The organism is Pseudomonas sp. SBB6 (assembly GCF_024213215.1).
GTDB lineage: Bacteria > Pseudomonadota > Gammaproteobacteria > Pseudomonadales > Pseudomonadaceae > Aquipseudomonas > Aquipseudomonas donghuensis.
The window spans coordinates 548825-565650 of sequence record NZ_JANAVH010000002.1; the positions used below are offsets into that span (position 1 = coordinate 548825).

A 16826-nucleotide genomic window follows, 5' to 3' on the forward strand; every position below is an offset into this window, starting at 1 on the left:
TGCCATATAACGCTCATTACCAGGCCTCAGGCCTGCTCGACCTGCTCGAGCCAGACCAGCAGACGCAACACCTGCTCGACTTCCTGCACCTGCAGGAAGCTGTAACGCCGATGGGTCTTGAAAATGCGCCGGGCCAGGTTGACGTCGGTGATCACCGGCACCCCGACCTCCTTGGCATACTCGCGCACCGCCAGGGCGCGCTGGTTGGTCTCGATGACAGAGATGAACGGCAGCAGGCTGACCTCCGGGCGGAAGTAGATGCCGATGGCGATATGGGTGGGATTGGCCAGGATCATCCGCGAGTTGCGCACGTCGGAACGCACCTGCTCATTGAGCAGCTCCTGATGCAGTTGGCGACGCTTGCCCTTGATCTGTGGATCGCCGTCCTGTTCTTTGTGCTCGCGCTTGACCGAATGCAGATCCATCTTCATTTCGCGCATGAACAACCAGTACTCCGCCAGCGCATCGAGCACCACGATCAACACGATGCAGCCGAGGATCAGCATGAACAAGGCGAACAGCAGCTCACCCCAGATCGCCAGCAGCGCCAGCGGCGAGGCATGCAACTGAGCAAACAGCACCTGCCGGTACTGCCACCACATCAGGCACAGGGCCAGGGCGAAGCAACCCAGGTACAGCAGCGCCTTGAGCGTGTCCTTGAGCGTGCGTACGCTGAACAGCTTCTTGAATCCGTTGATCGGATTCAAGGCGCCCAGGTTGAGCTTCAGCGCTTCGCTGGCCAGACGAAAGCCAGTTTGCACCAGGGCCGGCAAGGCGCTGCCCAGGGTGCAGACCAGCACCATCGGCAGGATCAGTTCCAGGGCCAGACGCAGCAGGCTGGCGGTGTACTGCGCCAGATCATCCTCCATGCCACTGGCCAGGATCTGCCGGTACACCTGCATGATCTCCAGCACGCGGGCATCGTGGAGCATGAAGGCCAGGCCCACGAGCATCATGCAACTGGTGACCAGGTCGCGGGCCTTGAAAGTCTGGCCTTTGCGGGCGGCATCGCGCAGGCGTTTGGCCGTGGGCTTTTCGGTTTTCGAGGCACTGGAGGACATCAGTGCGGTTCCTCTGCCTGTAGGTACTGCGGCAGGTATTGAGGTACCGCGGCCATGCGCATGATTTCCTCGGGCAAATGCGTGCCGAAATACAGCAGCAGTACCACCAGCGCCACCAGGCTCTTGATGGTCAGCGAAACCGAGAAAGCGTTCATCTGCTGGGCATAGCGTGACAACAGCCCGAGCAGGGCCTCGCTGAGCAGCAATGCGGCCACCACCGGCGCACTGATCGCCAGAGTCTTGGCGACGATGGCATCCAGCAGCGCCGCGACAGCCGACAACGAAAACCCGCAACTGCGCCCGGGATCGCAGAGCTGGTAACTCAGCTCGATCGCCTGGAGCATCAACAACAGCCCGCCACCTTCCAGGTAGATGACAGCGGCAAACATCTGCAGAAAACCCGCCAACTCCGAATTGTCGACGCCGTTGGCCGGATCGATGACATTACTGAGCATCGCCCCACGCTGATTGTCGATGAGGTTGCCCATGCCGTGCAGAACCCAGAACGGCCAACACAGCAAGCAACCGAGCAAGGTGCCGATGCCCGCTTCACGCAACAGCAGGCCCAGAAACGCCAGGCTGTCGAGCGCCGGCAACTGCTCACCGATCAACGGCGTAAGCGCCAGTGCCAGCAGGAACAGCACCGCCTGGCGCGGCGCACCGGTCAGCACCCCACTGTTGAGGAAGGGCATCATGAAAAACAGCGGCGCCAGCCTTGCCACCCCCAGCAAGGCCACGGCCATCAGGTTGTGCAGTTCAAAAAACAGCCCCGCGGCCATCAGCGCAACGCCAACTGCAGCACTTCACGACTGAAACCGAGCAGCACCTCGCCGTACCAGTCAGACAGCAAAAACAGACAAAGCGAGACTGCAAGCAACTTGAAGCCGAACGGCAAGGTCTGTTCCTGCAACTGGGTGACCGTCTGGAACAGGCCCACCAACAGGCCGACCACGGTGGCGACCACCACCGGCCACGCCACCATCAGCAGAATCAGGTACAGCGCCTTGTTGCCCGCGTACACCAGCTCACCCATGCTCCACCTGCCCACGCACGGCCAGGTACTGCTCGACCAGGCCAGTGGAGAGCAAGGCCCAACCATCAAGGGCAACGAACAGCACCAGCTTGATCGGCACCGAGATGATCACCGGGCTCATCATCATCATGCCAAGCGCCAGCAACAGGCTGGAGATCACCAGGTCAACGATGACAAACGGCAGGTACAGGTAGAAGCCGATCTTGAAGGCGCTCTTGATCTCACTCAGGGCGTAGGCCGGCAACAAGGCGAACAGCGAAGGCTCGGCCTGCTCATCGTGCCACTGATCCGCGCCTGGTTGGCCACTGTGCTGGGCGCGCTCGAAAAACTGAGCAAGCTCAGGGTCGGTGTACTGGCGCAGGTAGCGCTTGTAGCTGCCCAGGCCGTTCTCGGCAAAGTCCACCACCGCCTCGATGTCGTTGAACGCGACCTGATGCTCCTTGTAATAGCTGTAGCCCTGCTGCACCACCGGGGTCATGACGAAGATTGCCAGCATCAACGCAATGGCATTGAGGCTCATGTTCGAAGGCACCTGTTGCAACCCCAGGGCGTTGCGCACGATCACGAAGACAATCGAGAACTTCAGGTAGCAGGTGCCTGCGGCCACCAGAAACGGCAACAGCGAGGCGAAGGCCAGAATGGCGATCAGCGAAACATCATTCATTGCCTGGCATATCCCGCACCTGATGCAACTCGAGCAGCAGCTGCTCGCCCTGGCGCACCAGCTCGCCACAGCCCAGCCACTGCCCGTTGGCACGCACCTGGACCTGCTGCAATGCCTGCGGGTCGAGCTTGAGCAGGCCGCTCTCGAGGCTCGCGGCCAGTTCGGCAAAGCTCAGGTCGACGGCGGGCAGAAAGAACTCCAGGGTCACCGGCAATGCCGCCAGCAATGGCTCTGTGCATGCCTGCTCGGGATCGGGGGAAGGGTCAGTGGTCATGTGTATTCCTTGCTCAATGAAACTGAACGCGCCGCCGAAGCGGCCGCCCAGACGCCAGTGCGGAGTGAAATCAAGAATGCGCAACAGGTCGCCCGCGACCGGTGGCAGCACCGGTCGCCACTGGCTCAAGCCAAGCAACAGCTCAAGGCTGGCAGGCAGCCCCGAGCACGGCTCAAGTACCGGTTCGGGCAGCGGCAACGCTGCGGGCAGTTCGCTCAGCCACAGCGACCCCGCAGCGCTGCTGAGCACCGGCAGCGGCCAGTGTGAAAACGCTGCGCCCGTCACGCGTTCGACCGACTCCAGGCGCTCGTAGGCCAATGCCGGCAGCGGCGCGGGTACGGGCTGCGGCAGGCGTTCGAACAGTTGGCGGATGTGTTCCGTGCACGGTGGGCGCAGTAACAGAGCCGACAGTTGCGGCAGACGCTGCTCCAGCCAAAGGGTGGCAACCACCAGCCCTGACCACCGGCCCGAGGCGCAATGGGCGCGAAACAGCAGGCAGTCGGTGTCTGCGGGCAGTGTGCTCATTTGCAGCTGCCCTGTATGGCGCAGCAAGCGCCGCTGAAGCGTTGCCTGGGGGTGAACCTGGCGCAGGGCGAGCGCACTCAACGCGGATCCTCCTGCTCATCATCCAGCTCGTCCTGGTTCGGCTGCCCACGCTCCTGTGGATGCTCGCCGGCGCGCTCTGCCAAGCGCCAGGCGGGCTGATCCAGCCGCGCCAGAGGTTCGCGCAACTGCTCCAGCACCAGGCTGTTGCTGGGGGTCAGCAGCATGCCCTGCGTGCTTTCACTGCCCGTGACCAGCAAGCTGCCGCTGACCCGACCGTTGTTGAACGGCACCCGCAAACCCTCGCCCGGCGCACAGGTTGACGCGGGGGCGATCGGCAGCATCGGGGCGGCAGGCGGCAGCGTGGGTAGCGATGGTTTGCCCTGCAGCGCAGATTGCGCAGCGCCAGGTACAGGTCGAAGTGGCTCGACAACCACCACAGGACTGGCCAGTACGGCGCCGGGTACGGCGGCCCTTTCACTATCGGTTTCGAGCACCGGTGCTTGCGCTGGCGCCGGTATTGCGGGCAATGGGCTCTCGATGCTCAGCACGGGTCCCGCAACAGGCGGACTACGCTGCTGCTCGCCAGTAACCGGCATCGCTACAGCAGACAGGGTTGGCGTTTGCGCTACGTCGGCAACCACCGCCTTTGCCTGCGGTGTGAGGCTCAGCTGCGGTTGCAGAAAAAAAGCTGTCAGGGCCTGCACAACAGCTTCGGGCATTTCTGGTAGTTCAAGTGGAAGCTCGAGCGCTTGCGGCTTCAGCGTTTCCAGATCAAGGTGCAGCGCGTTGCGATTTCCGACCGATGTGATCATTCGTTCCATACCTTGCCCTTGAGCCTCTGCTCATCCAGTTCGTTGTCTTCCTGGCGTTGCAGCAGCCATTGCCGATGCAACTGCTGCAGATGCTGCTGATACTTGTCATGGCGGCGCTGCAAGGCGCTCATCTGCTTTTGGCTGTCTGCTTGTTGCTGCTGCAGTTGCTGCTGTCGATGGCTGATCTGCTCCAGTTCCAGGGTCAACACCTGGGCCTGGCGGCGCAGCAAGGCCTGGCGACGCAACAGATCGAGCAACTGGCTGTGACTGAGCCGCTGGCCCGGCTCCTCGACCCGCAACTGGCGCAGCGTTGCCTGTTGTTGCTGCAGCTCGCCCGCCTGCAGCTTCAATTCCTGCAACTGCTGGGCGTTGCACGCCAGGTGCTGCTGCAACGCCTGCAAGCGCCCTTCGCCCAGGCGCAGCCAGGCCTGCCACTCAGGTGAACAGCGCATGCAGGGCCTGCTCCGCGTCGTCGGCCGTGACGGCCTGATCGCTGCTCTGGCGCAGCCATTGCTGCAAGTCATCACGACGCGCCAACGCCTGGTCATTGAGTGGATCGACGCCGCTCTGGTACTCGCCCAGTTCCAGCAGCAAGCGCATGGCCTGCAGCCGGGCCAGACACTCGCGGGCCTGGCCGGCCAGGGCAATACTCGCGACGCTGCACACCTGATGGGCAACCCGACTGGTGCTGCGCAACACATCAATAGCGGGAAAGTGGCCTTTGCCAGCCAGCTCGCGGCTCAGGTAGATATGCCCATCGAGGATCGAGCGGATTTCCTCGGCCAGTGGATCGGGCTCGTCGTCGCTTTCCAGCAGCACCGTGTAGAACGCCGTGATACTGCCGCTGGCCGTCACCCCCGGGCGCTCCAGCAGGCGCGGCAAGGCTTCGAACACCGAGGCCGGATAACCGCGCCGCGCCGGTGCTTCACCGGCGGCCAGGGCCAGGTCGCGACGAGCGCGGGCATAGCGGCTCAACGAATCGATCAGCAGCACCACACGCTGGCCGCAGTCGCGGAAATACTCGGCGACACTGGTGGCCACCAGGGCCGCGTTACAGCGATCGACCGCGGCGCTGTCGGAGCTGGCCTGTACCACCACGCTGCGGCTACTGCGCGCCGAACCGCGCAGGCGCTGGACGAACTCCGCGACTTCGCGGCCACGCTCGCCGATCAGGCCGATGACGAACACGTCCGCCTCGCTGTGCTCCACCAGCATGTCGAGCAAAGAGGTCTTGCCGGTACCGGCCGCGGCAAAAATACCCACCCGCTGACCGACGCCGCAGGTCAGCAGGGTGTCAATCACGCGGATCGCCGTGTCCAGGCGCTGGCTGACCGGACGGCGCTGGCTATAGTGCGGTGGTGGGTTGTCCAGACCATAGTGGTAAACCGGCAGGCCCTGGGCCGGCGCCAGGCGCTCGACCACCTGCCCGCGGGCATCCAGTACGGCGCCGAGCAGATCATCGCCACAGTAAAGGTGCATCGGTGCCCCCGTGGCCATTACCAGTGACTGGCGCGACAACCCCTGCGGCTCGCCCAGCAGGCTCAGCAGCGCCACTTCGGCATTGAAGCCGATGACCTGGGCCCAGGCTCGCGGCACGGGGTCGCGCCAATGCTGAAAGACTTCGCACAGCTCACCGATGGCCACGCCGGCCAGCGGCACCTCAAGCAGGGGCCCGAGCGAACGGCGCGGGTGCGCGCCCTGGCGGGCCAGTTGCAGCAGCGTCATCGCAGCACGAGGGCGCGCAGTTGCAGAAGCACGCCAAAGAACTCGTCCAGGGCCATGGCAAAGCCCTGGACACTGCTGTGGGCCTGGTCGGCCAGCAGCATGCGCAGCTCCAGGCTGTCGCCCTGGCCAAACAACTGTAATTGTTGGTTACGCGCAAAGGCACTGGGGCGCATCAGCAGTTGCAGGATCGGGTCGGCATGGCAGCGCAGCAAGGCCGGCGTCAATGGCACAGCCGCTGCGGAAAACCAGATATCGCCTGCCTGCTCGCTGATGCTGATGTCCGGCAGGTCATCCAGCAGCCGTTCAAGACGCGTGTCGCCGTGGTGATGCTGGCGCAAGGTGCCACGCAACAGGTTATCAACAGTTGCCATACCTACTCCTAGAGTGTCTTGATCACGTTGACCGAAATGTTCTCGGCGACTTCAGCGAAGGACATCACGTCCAGCTCCCTGAAGCGGCCATCAATCAGCTTCTTGATGTAGCGCCGGACATCCACCGAACACAGCAACACCAGGTCCTTGTGCGGGATGTACAGGTCGCTCAGGCCCGCGCCGGCGCGATCGAGCAGCTCTTCGACCTGGGCCGCATCAAGGTTGACGAAATTGCCTGCCGAGGTCTGGCGCACGGCCGAACGCACCACCTCCTCGAATTCGGCACCGAGCAACAGCACGTTGAGCGTGTCCTGCCGAGCGAACTTGTTGCTGATGTAGCGGGCCAGTGCGCCGCGGACATGTTCGACCAGGGCCAGGGTGTCCTTCTCGCGCGAGGCCCAGTGCGCCAGGGTTTCCATCACCAGCTTCATGTTGCGCACCGAAATGCGCTCTGCAACCAGCCGCTGCAGCACTTCACTGATCTTCTGCACGGTGACGTAGCGGTAGACTTCCTTGAGCAGGTCGGGGTACTGCTTTTCCAGTTCATCGAGCAGGTTCTTGGTTTCCTGGACGCCGAAGAACTCCTGGATATTGCGCGCCAGCACCACCGCCAGACTGTGATAGAGCTCCTGCTGGGCGGCCCGCAACGGATAACCGAGAGCGGCGATGGCCTGGCTCTGGCTGTCGGCGACCCACAGGCTTTCGACTTTATTACTGTCGTGCCCGCGCTTGATCTCGATCCCCGAGTCCTGCAACTGCTCAGCGAAATCGAGCAAGCGGTGATACTCGAAGAACAGGTCAAACTGGTCGGCGCGCACTTCGTTGATCAGGATAGTGACCTGGTGCTCGGGCAAGGTCTGCGCCGCCCGCAGGTGCGGCAGCGGAACACGCAAGCCGTAGTCGATGAAGAACTGGCTGCGCAAGCGCTCGGTGAAGCGTGCCTGCTGCAATTCGGCCAGCCGGGTTGACGGGACCAGCAACAGCAGCGGCAGGGTTTCGGTGTTCAGGTTGTCGATATCAACCAACCCCTGTGCCGATCCTGTGTCGCCAGCGGGCTGGGGGCTTGCGCCCTCTCCTGTCACAACCTGCTGCGCCCGGCGGCGCCGGCGCCAGAGCACAGCGACCAGGGTAATGGCAATGAACACGAACACCGCCAGCGGAAAACCCGGCAGCAAACCGACGCCCAGCGCCAGCAAGGCACTGACGCCAAGCACGAAGGGGTTGCCGAGCACCTGGCTGAGCATGTTGCGCCCCAGGTTCTGCTCGTCACCGTTGACGCGGGTGACAATGAACCCGGCACCGATGGCAATCAGCAACGCGGGAATCTGCGCCACCAGGCCATCACCGATGGTCAGCAGGGTGAAGGTCGACAGCGCCGTGGACAGGTCCATGCCCAACTGCCCGACACCAATGGCAATGCCACCAATGAAGTTGACGAAGATGATCACGATGCCGGCGATGGCGTCGCCCTTGATGAACTTCATGGCACCATCGAACGAGCCATACAGCTGGCTTTCACGCTCCAGCTCGCTACGTTTGGCCCGCGCCTGGGCGGCGTCGATGGCGCCGGCCTTGAGGTCGCCATCAATGCTCATCTGCTTGCCCGGCATGCCATCCAGGGAAAAGCGCGCGGCAACTTCCGCCACCCGCTCCGAGCCTTTGGTTATCACGATGAACTGGACAATGGTGACGATCGAGAAAATAACGAAGCCCACCACCAGGTTCTCGCCAATCACGAACTCGCCAAACGAGGCGATGATCTCGCCAGCATCGGCCTGGGTCAGGATCAGTCGGCTGGTGCTGATCGACAGGGCCAGGCGAAACAGGGTGGTCAGCAGCAACAGGGCCGGAAAGGTCGAGTAACTGAGAATGCGCTCGATATAGAACGAGCCCATGAAAATCAACAAGGACAGGACAATGTTCAGGCCGATCAAAAAGTCCACCAGCACCGTCGGCAGAGGAATGATCAGCATGGCGATGATCATGACCATCAACGCCAGAATCAGCAGTTCCGGACGCGCGGCGAGCCTGGCCAACCAGAGGTTCAGCAATGCCATGGGGTCACCCTCGCAACGCCGACGGCAGGCCGTGCAGGTGACGTTGCAACAGCACTTCAGCAGCGAAACTGCTGTCGGCCAGGTGCTCGAAACGCTCAGCCAGATACAGCAAGGCATGCTCTTCGCTGAACAGTTGCTCCGGCAGCGTCAGGCAGGCCCGGCGCACGCACTGCAAGAGGCCGGCGCGGGCAACCGCATCGACCTGCAGCAACATCGGGCCGAGCGCCTGCTGCAGCAATTCATCCAGTGCATGGGGGTAGCGCAGAACGCCGAGCAGCAGGACCAGCCAGTCCAGCTCGCTGACCGCGAAGCGCCCGAGTAACGCACCAACGAAACTGCGATCGGCCGAGCGTAACCGTTTCAACTGCCCGAGCAGAATCAGCAGCGGGCCGAACTCGTGCAGGCTGCAACTGGGGTCTTGGCCCTGGATATCGGTCAGCAGGCTTTCTTCTAGAAAGCTAAGGACGCTGTGGCGGTGCTCGGGCCCATACAGTCCGATCCACTGTTCGTAGTGGTCGGCAGCCTCGCCGTCGGACTCAAGAAAGTCCCGGTAGTTTTCTCGCAGGGCACCGGCGCGCACGGCCATGCGGCGCCCATAAAGCCGCGCCTTGAGCGCGGTGTTGATGCCCGCTTGCAGACGTTTGGGACAGGCTCGCTCACGCAATGCCTGCTCAAGTTGCAGCAGGCGCTTGCGGGTTTCATTTGGCAAGTCGGACTGGCGCAACAACAGACCGAGGATCAGCGCCAGGTCACTGTCATCGGCAAACAGCCGCGTCGCTTCCTGCAGCAGCAGCCTCAGGGGCAATTGCCGGTCCGCCGCCAGGGCCTGGAGTTGGCGCGCCTTGGGCGGGGCGTCGTCTTCGAGCACGCGCTCGAACAACTCGCTGGCCGACTCGTTTTTGAGCTCGAACTGGCGGCGGCGAAACTGCGCCATGACCTGGGCCAGGTCATCACTGCTTTGCACCGCATGCTGCAACAGGTTATTGCGCGGATCCTGGCTGTCATCCTGTGTTTCGGCCGTCGGCGCCTGGCTCTCGGCCGCCAGCTCCCGGCTCAGCCGTGCCTGCGCGGCACGCCCGCTCAGATGGGGTAAACCGGTAATCACAGCGACACCACGCGCAGGAAGGCCTTGCGCAAGCGCTCGTGCTGTTCGGCTTCGAACAGCTCCTGCTTCAGGCTCTGCGGGTCGAAGGCCAGGGCCTCGCCAATTTCCCGCGGCTGAATGAGAAACACCCGCACGGTGTTGGACGAGCGCTCCAGACGGTAGCTGAACAACCGGCCGATCCAGGGCAAGGCACCGAGCACTGGAACCCTGCCGACCTGCTCGGCGCTTTCATCGCGGCTGAAGCCACCGACCAACAGGCTTTTGCCTTGGGGTACGCGGGCTACGGTGCTGATCCGCGTGCGGCCGACCGTCGGCAATACTGTATCAGTACGGCGTGACTCCACCTCGTTACCATCTTCGATGTTCAGCGACATCTCGATTTCATCGCCCAAGGCAAAGCGTGGTAGCACGCTGACCAGGGTGCCATAGGTGACATGCTGCAGATCGACACTGCGCTCGCCAACCAACGGCGCATAGAAGGTGCGGTTGTTATCGAAGATCGCCGGGACGTTTTCCTGGGTCAGGATTACCGGCCGTGCCACCACATTGGCCAGGTCGCCACGGGCCAGGGCCGAGACCCGGGCGATGAACGACAGACCATCGAGGGTGGTGGCCGAGCCACCGTTGAACGAGATGGAAAACTGCGTTCCGACGTTGACCTGCCCCTGCCAATCGATACCCAGCTGCTCCAGCGCCTCTTTGTGCAGGTCGATGATCCACAGCGACAGCTCGACATGGCGCTTGGGCGTATCCAGCGCCTCGACCAGGTTTTCGATGAAGCGCACCTGCTCGGGCAGGCCCTTGACCAGCAAACTGTTGGTATCCGGGTAGGCGACCACACGAATGTTCGCCGCGGCCATTTGCTCCGCAGGCAGGCGCACGCCCTCCCAGGCGTCCTCGATCAACTGCTCGTTCAGCGTCGAGGTCAGCATGCCCGGCGCCTGCTCGACTGAGCCGGGCTCGCCTCGCAGATCGACCCGGGCTTTTTCGTCGCGCAGCAGGTTTTCGATGACGCTGGCAATGCCCGGGATGCTGACAGACTGATCGCGCAGCTCATAGCGGCGATCCCCCACAAAGGTATTAAGCAGGTGAATCACCCCGACCTGCTGGCGCCCCAGAAGGATCTGCGACGGCTCCTGATCAACCAAGGCCGCCGAGCGCTGGACCAGCTCGACATAGATCGGCGGCCCCGAGACATAGAACGTGCGCCGGCCATCGCCACGTAGTGGGTAGCGGGCATCAAGCAGGCCGGAGCGACGCAAGAAGGCGCGCAGGCTGTCAACGCTGGTGTTCTGCAACGAGACCACCGCGCTCTTGAGTTCGGCGCTGTCATACAGGTAGATCGCCTGGCCGTCGCTGTACCAGATCAGGCCCATCTGCCGCACCACGCGATCGAACACCTGTTGCGCCGAGGTCATGGCGAAATCACCGGAGATACGCTTGCCGGCAGCCGCCTTGCTGACGATGATCGGCTTGCCCAGCGGCTCGGAGAGGGCGACGAAGAAACTGCGCAGGCTTTCTTCCCGCGCCCGGTAGCTGTCCGCATGCGCCATGGCACTGTGAAACAGGCACAGCAGTAGGGTGCAGCACCAGATCAGCCCACGGCTGTCGAAACGCGCCACCCCGGTCATGGACGCAGGGTCCCGATGATATCGCCCAACTGGCTGGGCGCCACACCCAGCAGCTCACGCACCTCCCGCGAAAAGTGCGAGGACGAACAGTACCCCTGATTCTGCGCGACTTCAGTCAACGAGCGCCCTTCACGGATGCTCTCCAGCAATGCCCGCGCTACCCTCCAACCGCGCAGAGCCGGCTTGGTCGCCCCGCCCAATGCCTGATGGCACAAGCGGCGAAAGTGCGACACCGACACGCCATAACGCCGGGCCAGCATCTGCAGGCTGTCCTGACCAGTACCTTGCTCGAGCAGATAGCGGACCAACCAGTATTCCTCGCTGCTGCGCAAGGCTGTGGCAAAGCGTTCGAAGCCAAGGCTCGCACCCAGCGCTTGCTGGATGTACCAGGACTCAAGCAGCTGGGCCTCCCGGGCCACATCAAACGCCAACGGCAAGCAGGCAGCCGCGGTGCTGGTCACGGGCTGGTGCTGCGCGACCTCGCCCTGGTCAATGAACACCTGCAGCCTGGTCAGGGACTGGCAGCGGACGACTCGAAGATCTGCCGGCAGGCCATTGAACCGACTGTGAGCGGTAATCGCCAGCAACCCCTGCCAACCTGGCGCCACGCTCGATTGCGTTACCCCCTGCTGCCAGCGCAGCGGATGACGGCCAACCGTCACGTGCCAGACCCCTTCGGCCAGGTACTCGTTCAGTTCAAGTGACAGGAGCGGCTGAGACACCATGGCCTCCTTGGGCATCGACAGGTGGAAAGCTCGCCACAGTGCGCCAGCGCAGCCCGGCAATCCTGATGGAAAGCTGATGAGCCCTGGCACAGGCCTTGCTCCAGAAGCACAACACACAGGAGAACTTCACAGATGCCGAGCGCCAATCCGCTGGCCTGGGTCCATGGCAGTGACGCACCGGAGAAACCGCTACTGGAGCTGGGCTTCATGGCGCTTACCGATTGCGCCCCGCTGGTGGTCGCCGCCACCCAGGGCTTCGCCCAAACCTACGGTCTGAGTCTGAACCTCAGGCGCCAGAGCTCCTGGGCCAGCCTGCGCGACAAACTGCTCAACGGCCAACTGGACGCCGCCCACAGCCTGTACGGCCTGATCTACGCCCTACAACTGGGCATCGACGCCAGCGGCGCCACCGACATGGCCGTGCTGATGGGCCTGAACCAGAACGGTCAGGCCATCAACCTGTCGCCGGCCCTGCTGCGCCATGGCGTGACCAGTGGTGAAGCACTGCGGCGCTTCGTGCACCAAAGCGGGACAAAACTCACCTTTGCCCAGACCTTTCCCACTGGCACTCATGCCATGTGGCTGTATTACTGGCTGGCCAGCCACGGTATCCATCCGCTACACGACGTCCACAGCGTCGTGGTGCCACCCGCGCAGATGCTGGCGCACCTGCAGGCCGGACGCATCGATGGTTTCTGCGTCGGTGAGCCCTGGTCGGCGGGCGCCGTCGAACAGGCGCAGGGCTTTACCCTGGCCACCAGCCAATCGATCTGGCCCGACCATCCGGAAAAGGTCCTGGGCTGCACCCGGGCCTTCGTCGAGCAGCACCCGAACACTGCCAGGGCCTTGGTCATGGCGGTATTGGCCGCCAGTCGCTTTATCGAACAGAGCTGCGAGAATCGCCGCAACACCGCGCAACTGCTCAGCGGCAAGGCCTATCTCGACGCCCCATTGACCCACATCGAGCCACGCCTGCTGGGTCACTATCAGGATGGGCTGGGTAACCAATGGCAGGATCCGCACGCCTTGCGCGTGCACGATGACGGGCGGGCCAACCTCCCCTACCTGTCCGACGGCATGTGGTTCATGACCCAGTTCCGGCGCTGGGGCCTGCTGCGCACCGACCCCGACTACCTGGGCGTCGCCCGTGCGGTTCAGCAACGCGCGTTGTACCGCGATGCGGCCACAGCGATTGGCGTGCCCTGTGCCGATACGCAAATGCGCAGCAGCCAACTGATCGATGGCCGCCACTGGGACGGCAGCGATCCTGGCGCATATGCCCGCAGTTTCTCTTTGCATGCGCTGGCCGAAATGCCTGCTGCACTCACCCGCCCCTGAAGGAGACGCAAGCATGCTGCGAATCCTGTTGATCGACGACACCGCGAAAAAAGTCGGTCGCCTCAAGGCCGCCCTGGTCCAGGCCGGCTTCGAGGTGATCGAAGAGTCGGGCCTGACCATCGACCTGCCGGCGCGCGTCGAAACGGTGCATCCGGACGTGGTGCTGATCGATACCGAGTCACCGGGCCGGGATGTCATGGAGCAAGTGGTGCTGGTCAGCCGCGACCGGCCGCGGCCGATCGTCATGTTCACCGACGAACACGACCCCAGGGTAATGCGCCAGGCGATCCAGGCCGGGGTCAGCGCCTACATCGTCGAAGGCATCCAGGCCGCGCGGCTGCAGCCGATCCTTGACGTGGCCATGGCCCGCTTTGAAAGCGACCAGGCGCTCAAGGCCCAGCTGCAGGCCCGCGACCAGCAACTGGCGGAGCGCAAGCGGATCGAACTGGCCAAGGGTCTGTTGATGAAAATGAAGGACTGCAACGAAGAACAGGCCTACACCCTGATGCGCCGCCAGGCCATGAGCAAGCAACAAAAGCTGATCCAGGTGGCCGAGCAGATCATTGCCATGAGTGACCTGCTGGGTTAAACGCAACGCCCGGCCTCATGCCGGGCTGGCTCAGCCCGTGCGCGTTGAGGCTTCACTCAATTGTTGCGCCAGCCGGACAATCTCGTGATTGACACGGGATTTGTTGCACACGACATCATTCAACTCCCAGGCTTTTTCGAAGGCGACGGCGAGTGGGCTGCCCTGGGTAGTGTCGCCAAATACGGAGTGCATATTCACATTCGCTACCGCAGGCATAAACTTTTGCAGCTCTTCAATTCGATACCCGGCCATGACCTCTTCGAGGTTGTGACCGCCCGCAAGGAATACCAGCGCCGAACCCAAGACGCCAAATAGCTTTTTCTCTTCTATACCTGAAGCCCCCAACTCCAACAGCAAACGTAACTGTGCGAATGCGCCCCCGGAGGTCGAGTTGACGAAGGATTGAACCTCCGAAGCAGTCACCGCTGTCGGCCAACCGGCTGACAGATTTGGCACGCTACGATCTGTCGACTTCGTCAGGGCCTGGGTAAACATCAAATCATTGTACGGCGCCGTCCTTTTAATGGTTCCTGGATAAAGCGACTCGGACCATTCATCAATGACATCCTGACGGCCACGAAACTCAGCAGAAAATAATGCCGAACCAAAGTAAACGTCTTGGAATGCTGTTCGGTCCACGGCGTGTGCAGCGCTGAAAACAATGTCGCTCAAGTCCCGTAAAAAACACTGGACCTGATCATCGTCGAGCGTCGCCTGTGGGTCTAGCGCGACCCTGTAGCCACCGGCCTGAAGGTGCCGAACGACCGCAGCGTGTTCGCTCAGACTGGTATTGAATGCTTCATGGTGTTCACCGCGGGCGGCCATTTCAATCAGCTTTTCCTTCTGCTCCAGTTGCAACAACTGACGCTCGCCGGCAGCCCCGTCGCTACGCATCTTGTCAATTTTTTCCACGGCGCCCTGCAGTGCCTTGATACGTGCAGAGATGAACTCAACTTGATATTCGGAAGCCGAACTAGCGGTGCCTAGTGCATCCCGTTGCGCAATCAAACCCTCCAATTTAGTCTCAAGGTTTTCCTTGGATATATATAAATCACTCACGTAGTCCCTGGCCGCCTGGGCCAGACCACAAATTTGCGTACTCAATCTATCGTCCTGTGCAGCCTGACGAATGTACTCAGCCGACAACGCCGTTTCAAAGTATCGCCTGACCGGATCCTTGAACTGCCTGTGCTCGCTGACATCGAGCGTTGAAATATCCACGCCTTGAGCGCAAACATAATCACCCACCGTGCACTCGGGGCTACTGCCCACCAAATATAAACTCATGACCTGAGTCCAGTTTTCCTTCCCCGGTGCTGTCAACGTCAGCAGCGCCTGTCCTTTCGTCAGTCCTTCAACCGAACAGGCATTTTCAATGCCTGCATTACTTGGCGTATGGCCGATCAACGAAGACCCGATTTGCATACTCTTCACCTTTACACTGACGCATGGCTGCTGCCCGATGCAGCTGCCCCGTCACCGTGCATCGCCCCTCGCCAGCAATCATGATGAAAATCTGATGATGAGCTGAAATTTCTGGTCCGGCATTTGCTTGGCAATACTCAGCGGTAGCCAACGGCGGTTGCCCCCTTCACGACAAAGACGTCGCACCCCCACTCGCGCAAGCGGGTCGGGTGGCGACGTCTTTTTCGTTTCCGTCCCTGTTCAACGAGGTGTTCGATGAATACGAGTTTCTGGAAGTCCGGGCATGTCCCCACCCTGTTCGCCGCCTTTTTGTATTTCGACCTGAGCTTCATGGTCTGGTACCTGCTCGGCCCGCTGGCGGTGCAGATCGCTGCTGATTTGCAACTGACCACCCAGCAACGCGGCCTGATGGTCGCTACGCCAATCCTTGCCGGGGCGATCCTGCGCTTTGTCATGGGCCTGCTGGTGGACCGGCTGTCACCCAAGACCGCCGGGCTGATCGGCCAGGTCATTGTCATCGTCGCACTGTTCTGCGCCTGGCGCCTGGGTATCCACAGCTACGAACAAGCCCTGTTGCTCGGGGTGTTCCTCGGCGTTGCCGGGGCCTCGTTTGCCGTTTCGCTGCCGCTGGCCTCGCAGTGGTACCCGGCCCAGCACCAGGGCAAGGCCATGGGCATCGCTGGCGCCGGCAACTCCGGCACCGTGTTCGCCGCGCTGCTGGCCCCGGCCCTGGCCGCAGGCTTTGGCTGGAACAACGTCTTCGGTTTTGCCGTGATCCCGCTGCTGCTGACCCTGGTGCTGTTCAGCCTGCTGGCGCGCAATGCCCCCGAGCGGCCCAAGCCCAAAGCCGTGGCCGATTACCTCAAGGCCCTGGGCGACCGCGATAGCTGGTGGTTCATGTTTTTCTACAGCGTCACCTTCGGTGGCTTTATCGGCCTGGCCAGTGCCCTGCCCGGCTACTTCAACGACCAGTACGGCCTGAGCCCGGTGACCGCCGGCTACTACACCGCCGCCTGCGTATTCGCCGGCAGCCTGATGCGCCCGTTGGGTGGTGCCCTGGCTGATCGCTTCGGCGGTATCCGCACCTTGCTGGCGATGTACAGCGTCGCCGCCATCTGCATTGCCGCCGTCGGCTTCAACCTGCCCAGCGCGGTGGCCGCCCTGGCCCTGTTCGTCAGCGCCATGCTCGGCCTGGGTGCCGGCAACGGCGCGGTGTTCCAGCTGGTGCCGCAACGCTTTCGCCAGGAAATCGGCGTAATGACCGGGCTGATCGGCATGGCCGGCGGCATCGGCGGCTTCCTGCTCGCCGCGGGCCTGGGGACGATCAAGCAGCACACTGGCGACTATCAGTTGGGCCTGTGGCTGTTCGCCAGCCTCGGCATTCTCGCCTGGTTCGGCCTGCACGGCGTCAAGCAGCGCTGGCGCACCACCTGGGGCTCGGCGGCGGTGACCGCGGCGCGGGTCTGAGGG

The 16826-nt window shown here is 62.6% G+C and carries 17 protein-coding genes; 3 read left to right on the plus strand and 14 right to left on the minus strand.

Features of this window, described 5'->3' with window-relative positions; genetic code table 11:
- Positions 1-26: 26 nt before the first annotated feature.
- The 13 genes from NLX68_RS05780 to NLX68_RS05840 form a co-directional block, all read right to left on the minus strand.
- A complete protein-coding gene (locus NLX68_RS05780; RefSeq protein WP_254283258.1) occupies positions 27-1061 on the minus strand; it encodes an EscU/YscU/HrcU family type III secretion system export apparatus switch protein in 1035 nt (344 codons plus the stop codon).
- Positions 1061-1840, minus strand: a complete 780-nt coding sequence (gene sctT / locus NLX68_RS05785; protein WP_254283259.1) for a type III secretion system export apparatus subunit SctT — start codon at positions 1838-1840, stop codon at positions 1061-1063. Before sctT ends, NLX68_RS05780 begins: the two co-directional genes overlap by 1 nt.
- Positions 1840-2094 carry an EscS/YscS/HrcS family type III secretion system export apparatus protein gene (locus tag NLX68_RS05790; protein WP_254283260.1) on the minus strand — a complete coding sequence of 85 codons (255 nt, stop codon included), beginning with the start codon at positions 2092-2094 and terminating at the stop codon, positions 1840-1842. Before NLX68_RS05790 ends, sctT begins: the two co-directional genes overlap by 1 nt.
- The gene (locus NLX68_RS05795; RefSeq protein WP_233674050.1) at positions 2087-2758 is read right to left on the minus strand and encodes an EscR/YscR/HrcR family type III secretion system export apparatus protein; all 672 of its coding nucleotides are present in this window, start codon (positions 2756-2758) and stop codon (positions 2087-2089) included. Before NLX68_RS05795 ends, NLX68_RS05790 begins: the two co-directional genes overlap by 8 nt.
- Positions 2751-3557, minus strand: coding sequence for a protein SpaO (locus NLX68_RS05800; protein ID WP_254283261.1), 807 nt, complete (start codon positions 3555-3557; stop codon positions 2751-2753). Before NLX68_RS05800 ends, NLX68_RS05795 begins: the two co-directional genes overlap by 8 nt.
- 77 nt (positions 3558-3634) lie before the next feature.
- On the minus strand, positions 3635-4399 hold the full coding sequence (locus NLX68_RS05805) for a hypothetical protein (protein WP_254283262.1): 765 nt from the start codon (positions 4397-4399) through the stop codon (positions 3635-3637).
- Positions 4387-4842, minus strand: a complete 456-nt coding sequence (locus NLX68_RS05810; RefSeq protein WP_254283263.1) for a hypothetical protein — start codon at positions 4840-4842, stop codon at positions 4387-4389. Before NLX68_RS05810 ends, NLX68_RS05805 begins: the two co-directional genes overlap by 13 nt.
- Positions 4826-6115, minus strand: coding sequence for a type III secretion system ATPase SctN (sctN, locus tag NLX68_RS05815; protein ID WP_254283264.1), 1290 nt, complete (start codon positions 6113-6115; stop codon positions 4826-4828). The genes NLX68_RS05810 and sctN overlap by 17 nt, the downstream gene beginning before the upstream one ends.
- On the minus strand, positions 6112-6486 hold the full coding sequence (locus tag NLX68_RS05820) for a hypothetical protein (RefSeq protein WP_254283265.1): 375 nt from the start codon (positions 6484-6486) through the stop codon (positions 6112-6114). The genes sctN and NLX68_RS05820 overlap by 4 nt, the downstream gene beginning before the upstream one ends.
- 8 nt (positions 6487-6494) lie before the next feature.
- A complete protein-coding gene (locus NLX68_RS05825) occupies positions 6495-8537 on the minus strand; it encodes an EscV/YscV/HrcV family type III secretion system export apparatus protein (RefSeq protein ID WP_302056094.1) in 2043 nt (680 codons plus the stop codon).
- A gap of 10 nt (positions 8538-8547) precedes the next feature.
- Positions 8548-9648, minus strand: coding sequence for a type III secretion system gatekeeper subunit SctW (gene sctW, locus NLX68_RS05830; protein ID WP_254283267.1), 1101 nt, complete (start codon positions 9646-9648; stop codon positions 8548-8550).
- A complete protein-coding gene (gene sctC / locus NLX68_RS05835) occupies positions 9645-11201 on the minus strand; it encodes a type III secretion system outer membrane ring subunit SctC (protein WP_254283323.1) in 1557 nt (518 codons plus the stop codon). The genes sctW and sctC overlap by 4 nt, the downstream gene beginning before the upstream one ends.
- Positions 11202-11275: 74 nt before the next feature.
- Positions 11276-12001 (minus strand): helix-turn-helix domain-containing protein, encoded by a 726-nt coding sequence (locus NLX68_RS05840; protein ID WP_254283268.1) that lies wholly within the window; start codon positions 11999-12001, stop codon positions 11276-11278.
- Positions 12002-12136: 135 nt separating this feature from the next.
- Between NLX68_RS05840 and NLX68_RS05845 the strand changes: the two genes are divergently transcribed.
- Together NLX68_RS05845 and NLX68_RS05850 are read left to right on the plus strand one after the other, a co-directional pair.
- Positions 12137-13342: a CmpA/NrtA family ABC transporter substrate-binding protein gene (locus tag NLX68_RS05845; protein ID WP_254283269.1), complete on the plus strand. Its 1206-nt coding sequence runs from the start codon at positions 12137-12139 to the stop codon at positions 13340-13342.
- Positions 13343-13355: 13 nt separating this feature from the next.
- On the plus strand, positions 13356-13931 hold the full coding sequence (locus tag NLX68_RS05850; protein ID WP_254283270.1) for an ANTAR domain-containing response regulator: 576 nt from the start codon (positions 13356-13358) through the stop codon (positions 13929-13931).
- Between the two features lie 30 nt (positions 13932-13961).
- Here NLX68_RS05850 and NLX68_RS05855 read toward each other — a convergent pair whose 3' ends face one another.
- Complete coding sequence (locus NLX68_RS05855; RefSeq protein ID WP_254283271.1) at positions 13962-15356, minus strand: hypothetical protein; 1395 nt, start codon at positions 15354-15356, stop codon at positions 13962-13964.
- 255 nt (positions 15357-15611) lie between these two features.
- Between NLX68_RS05855 and NLX68_RS05860 the strand changes: the two genes are divergently transcribed.
- Positions 15612-16823 (plus strand): NarK/NasA family nitrate transporter, encoded by a 1212-nt coding sequence (locus NLX68_RS05860; protein WP_254283272.1) that lies wholly within the window; start codon positions 15612-15614, stop codon positions 16821-16823.
- Positions 16824-16826 lie beyond the last annotated feature (3 nt).

Coding starts and splice junctions, on each gene's coding strand:
- NLX68_RS05855 (WP_254283271.1), bottom strand. CDS start 15,356: ATGCAAATCGGGTCTTCGTTGATCGGCCATACGCCAAGTAATGCAGGC.
- sctN (WP_254283264.1), bottom strand. CDS start 6,115: ATGACGCTGCTGCAACTGGCCCGCCAGGGCGCGCACCCGCGCCGTTCG.
- NLX68_RS05850 (WP_254283270.1), top strand. CDS start 13,356: ATGCTGCGAATCCTGTTGATCGACGACACCGCGAAAAAAGTCGGTCGC.
- NLX68_RS05810 (WP_254283263.1), bottom strand. CDS start 4,842: ATGCGCTGTTCACCTGAGTGGCAGGCCTGGCTGCGCCTGGGCGAAGGG.
- sctT (WP_254283259.1), bottom strand. CDS start 1,840: ATGGCCGCGGGGCTGTTTTTTGAACTGCACAACCTGATGGCCGTGGCC.
- NLX68_RS05860 (WP_254283272.1), top strand. CDS start 15,612: ATGAATACGAGTTTCTGGAAGTCCGGGCATGTCCCCACCCTGTTCGCC.
- NLX68_RS05780 (WP_254283258.1), bottom strand. CDS start 1,061: ATGTCCTCCAGTGCCTCGAAAACCGAAAAGCCCACGGCCAAACGCCTG.
- NLX68_RS05805 (WP_254283262.1), bottom strand. CDS start 4,399: ATGGAACGAATGATCACATCGGTCGGAAATCGCAACGCGCTGCACCTT.
- sctC (WP_254283323.1), bottom strand. CDS start 11,201: ATGGCGCATGCGGACAGCTACCGGGCGCGGGAAGAAAGCCTGCGCAGT.
- NLX68_RS05795 (WP_233674050.1), bottom strand. CDS start 2,758: ATGAATGATGTTTCGCTGATCGCCATTCTGGCCTTCGCCTCGCTGTTG.
- NLX68_RS05800 (WP_254283261.1), bottom strand. CDS start 3,557: ATGAGCACACTGCCCGCAGACACCGACTGCCTGCTGTTTCGCGCCCAT.
- NLX68_RS05845 (WP_254283269.1), top strand. CDS start 12,137: ATGCCGAGCGCCAATCCGCTGGCCTGGGTCCATGGCAGTGACGCACCG.
- NLX68_RS05790 (WP_254283260.1), bottom strand. CDS start 2,094: ATGGGTGAGCTGGTGTACGCGGGCAACAAGGCGCTGTACCTGATTCTG.
- NLX68_RS05820 (WP_254283265.1), bottom strand. CDS start 6,486: ATGGCAACTGTTGATAACCTGTTGCGTGGCACCTTGCGCCAGCATCAC.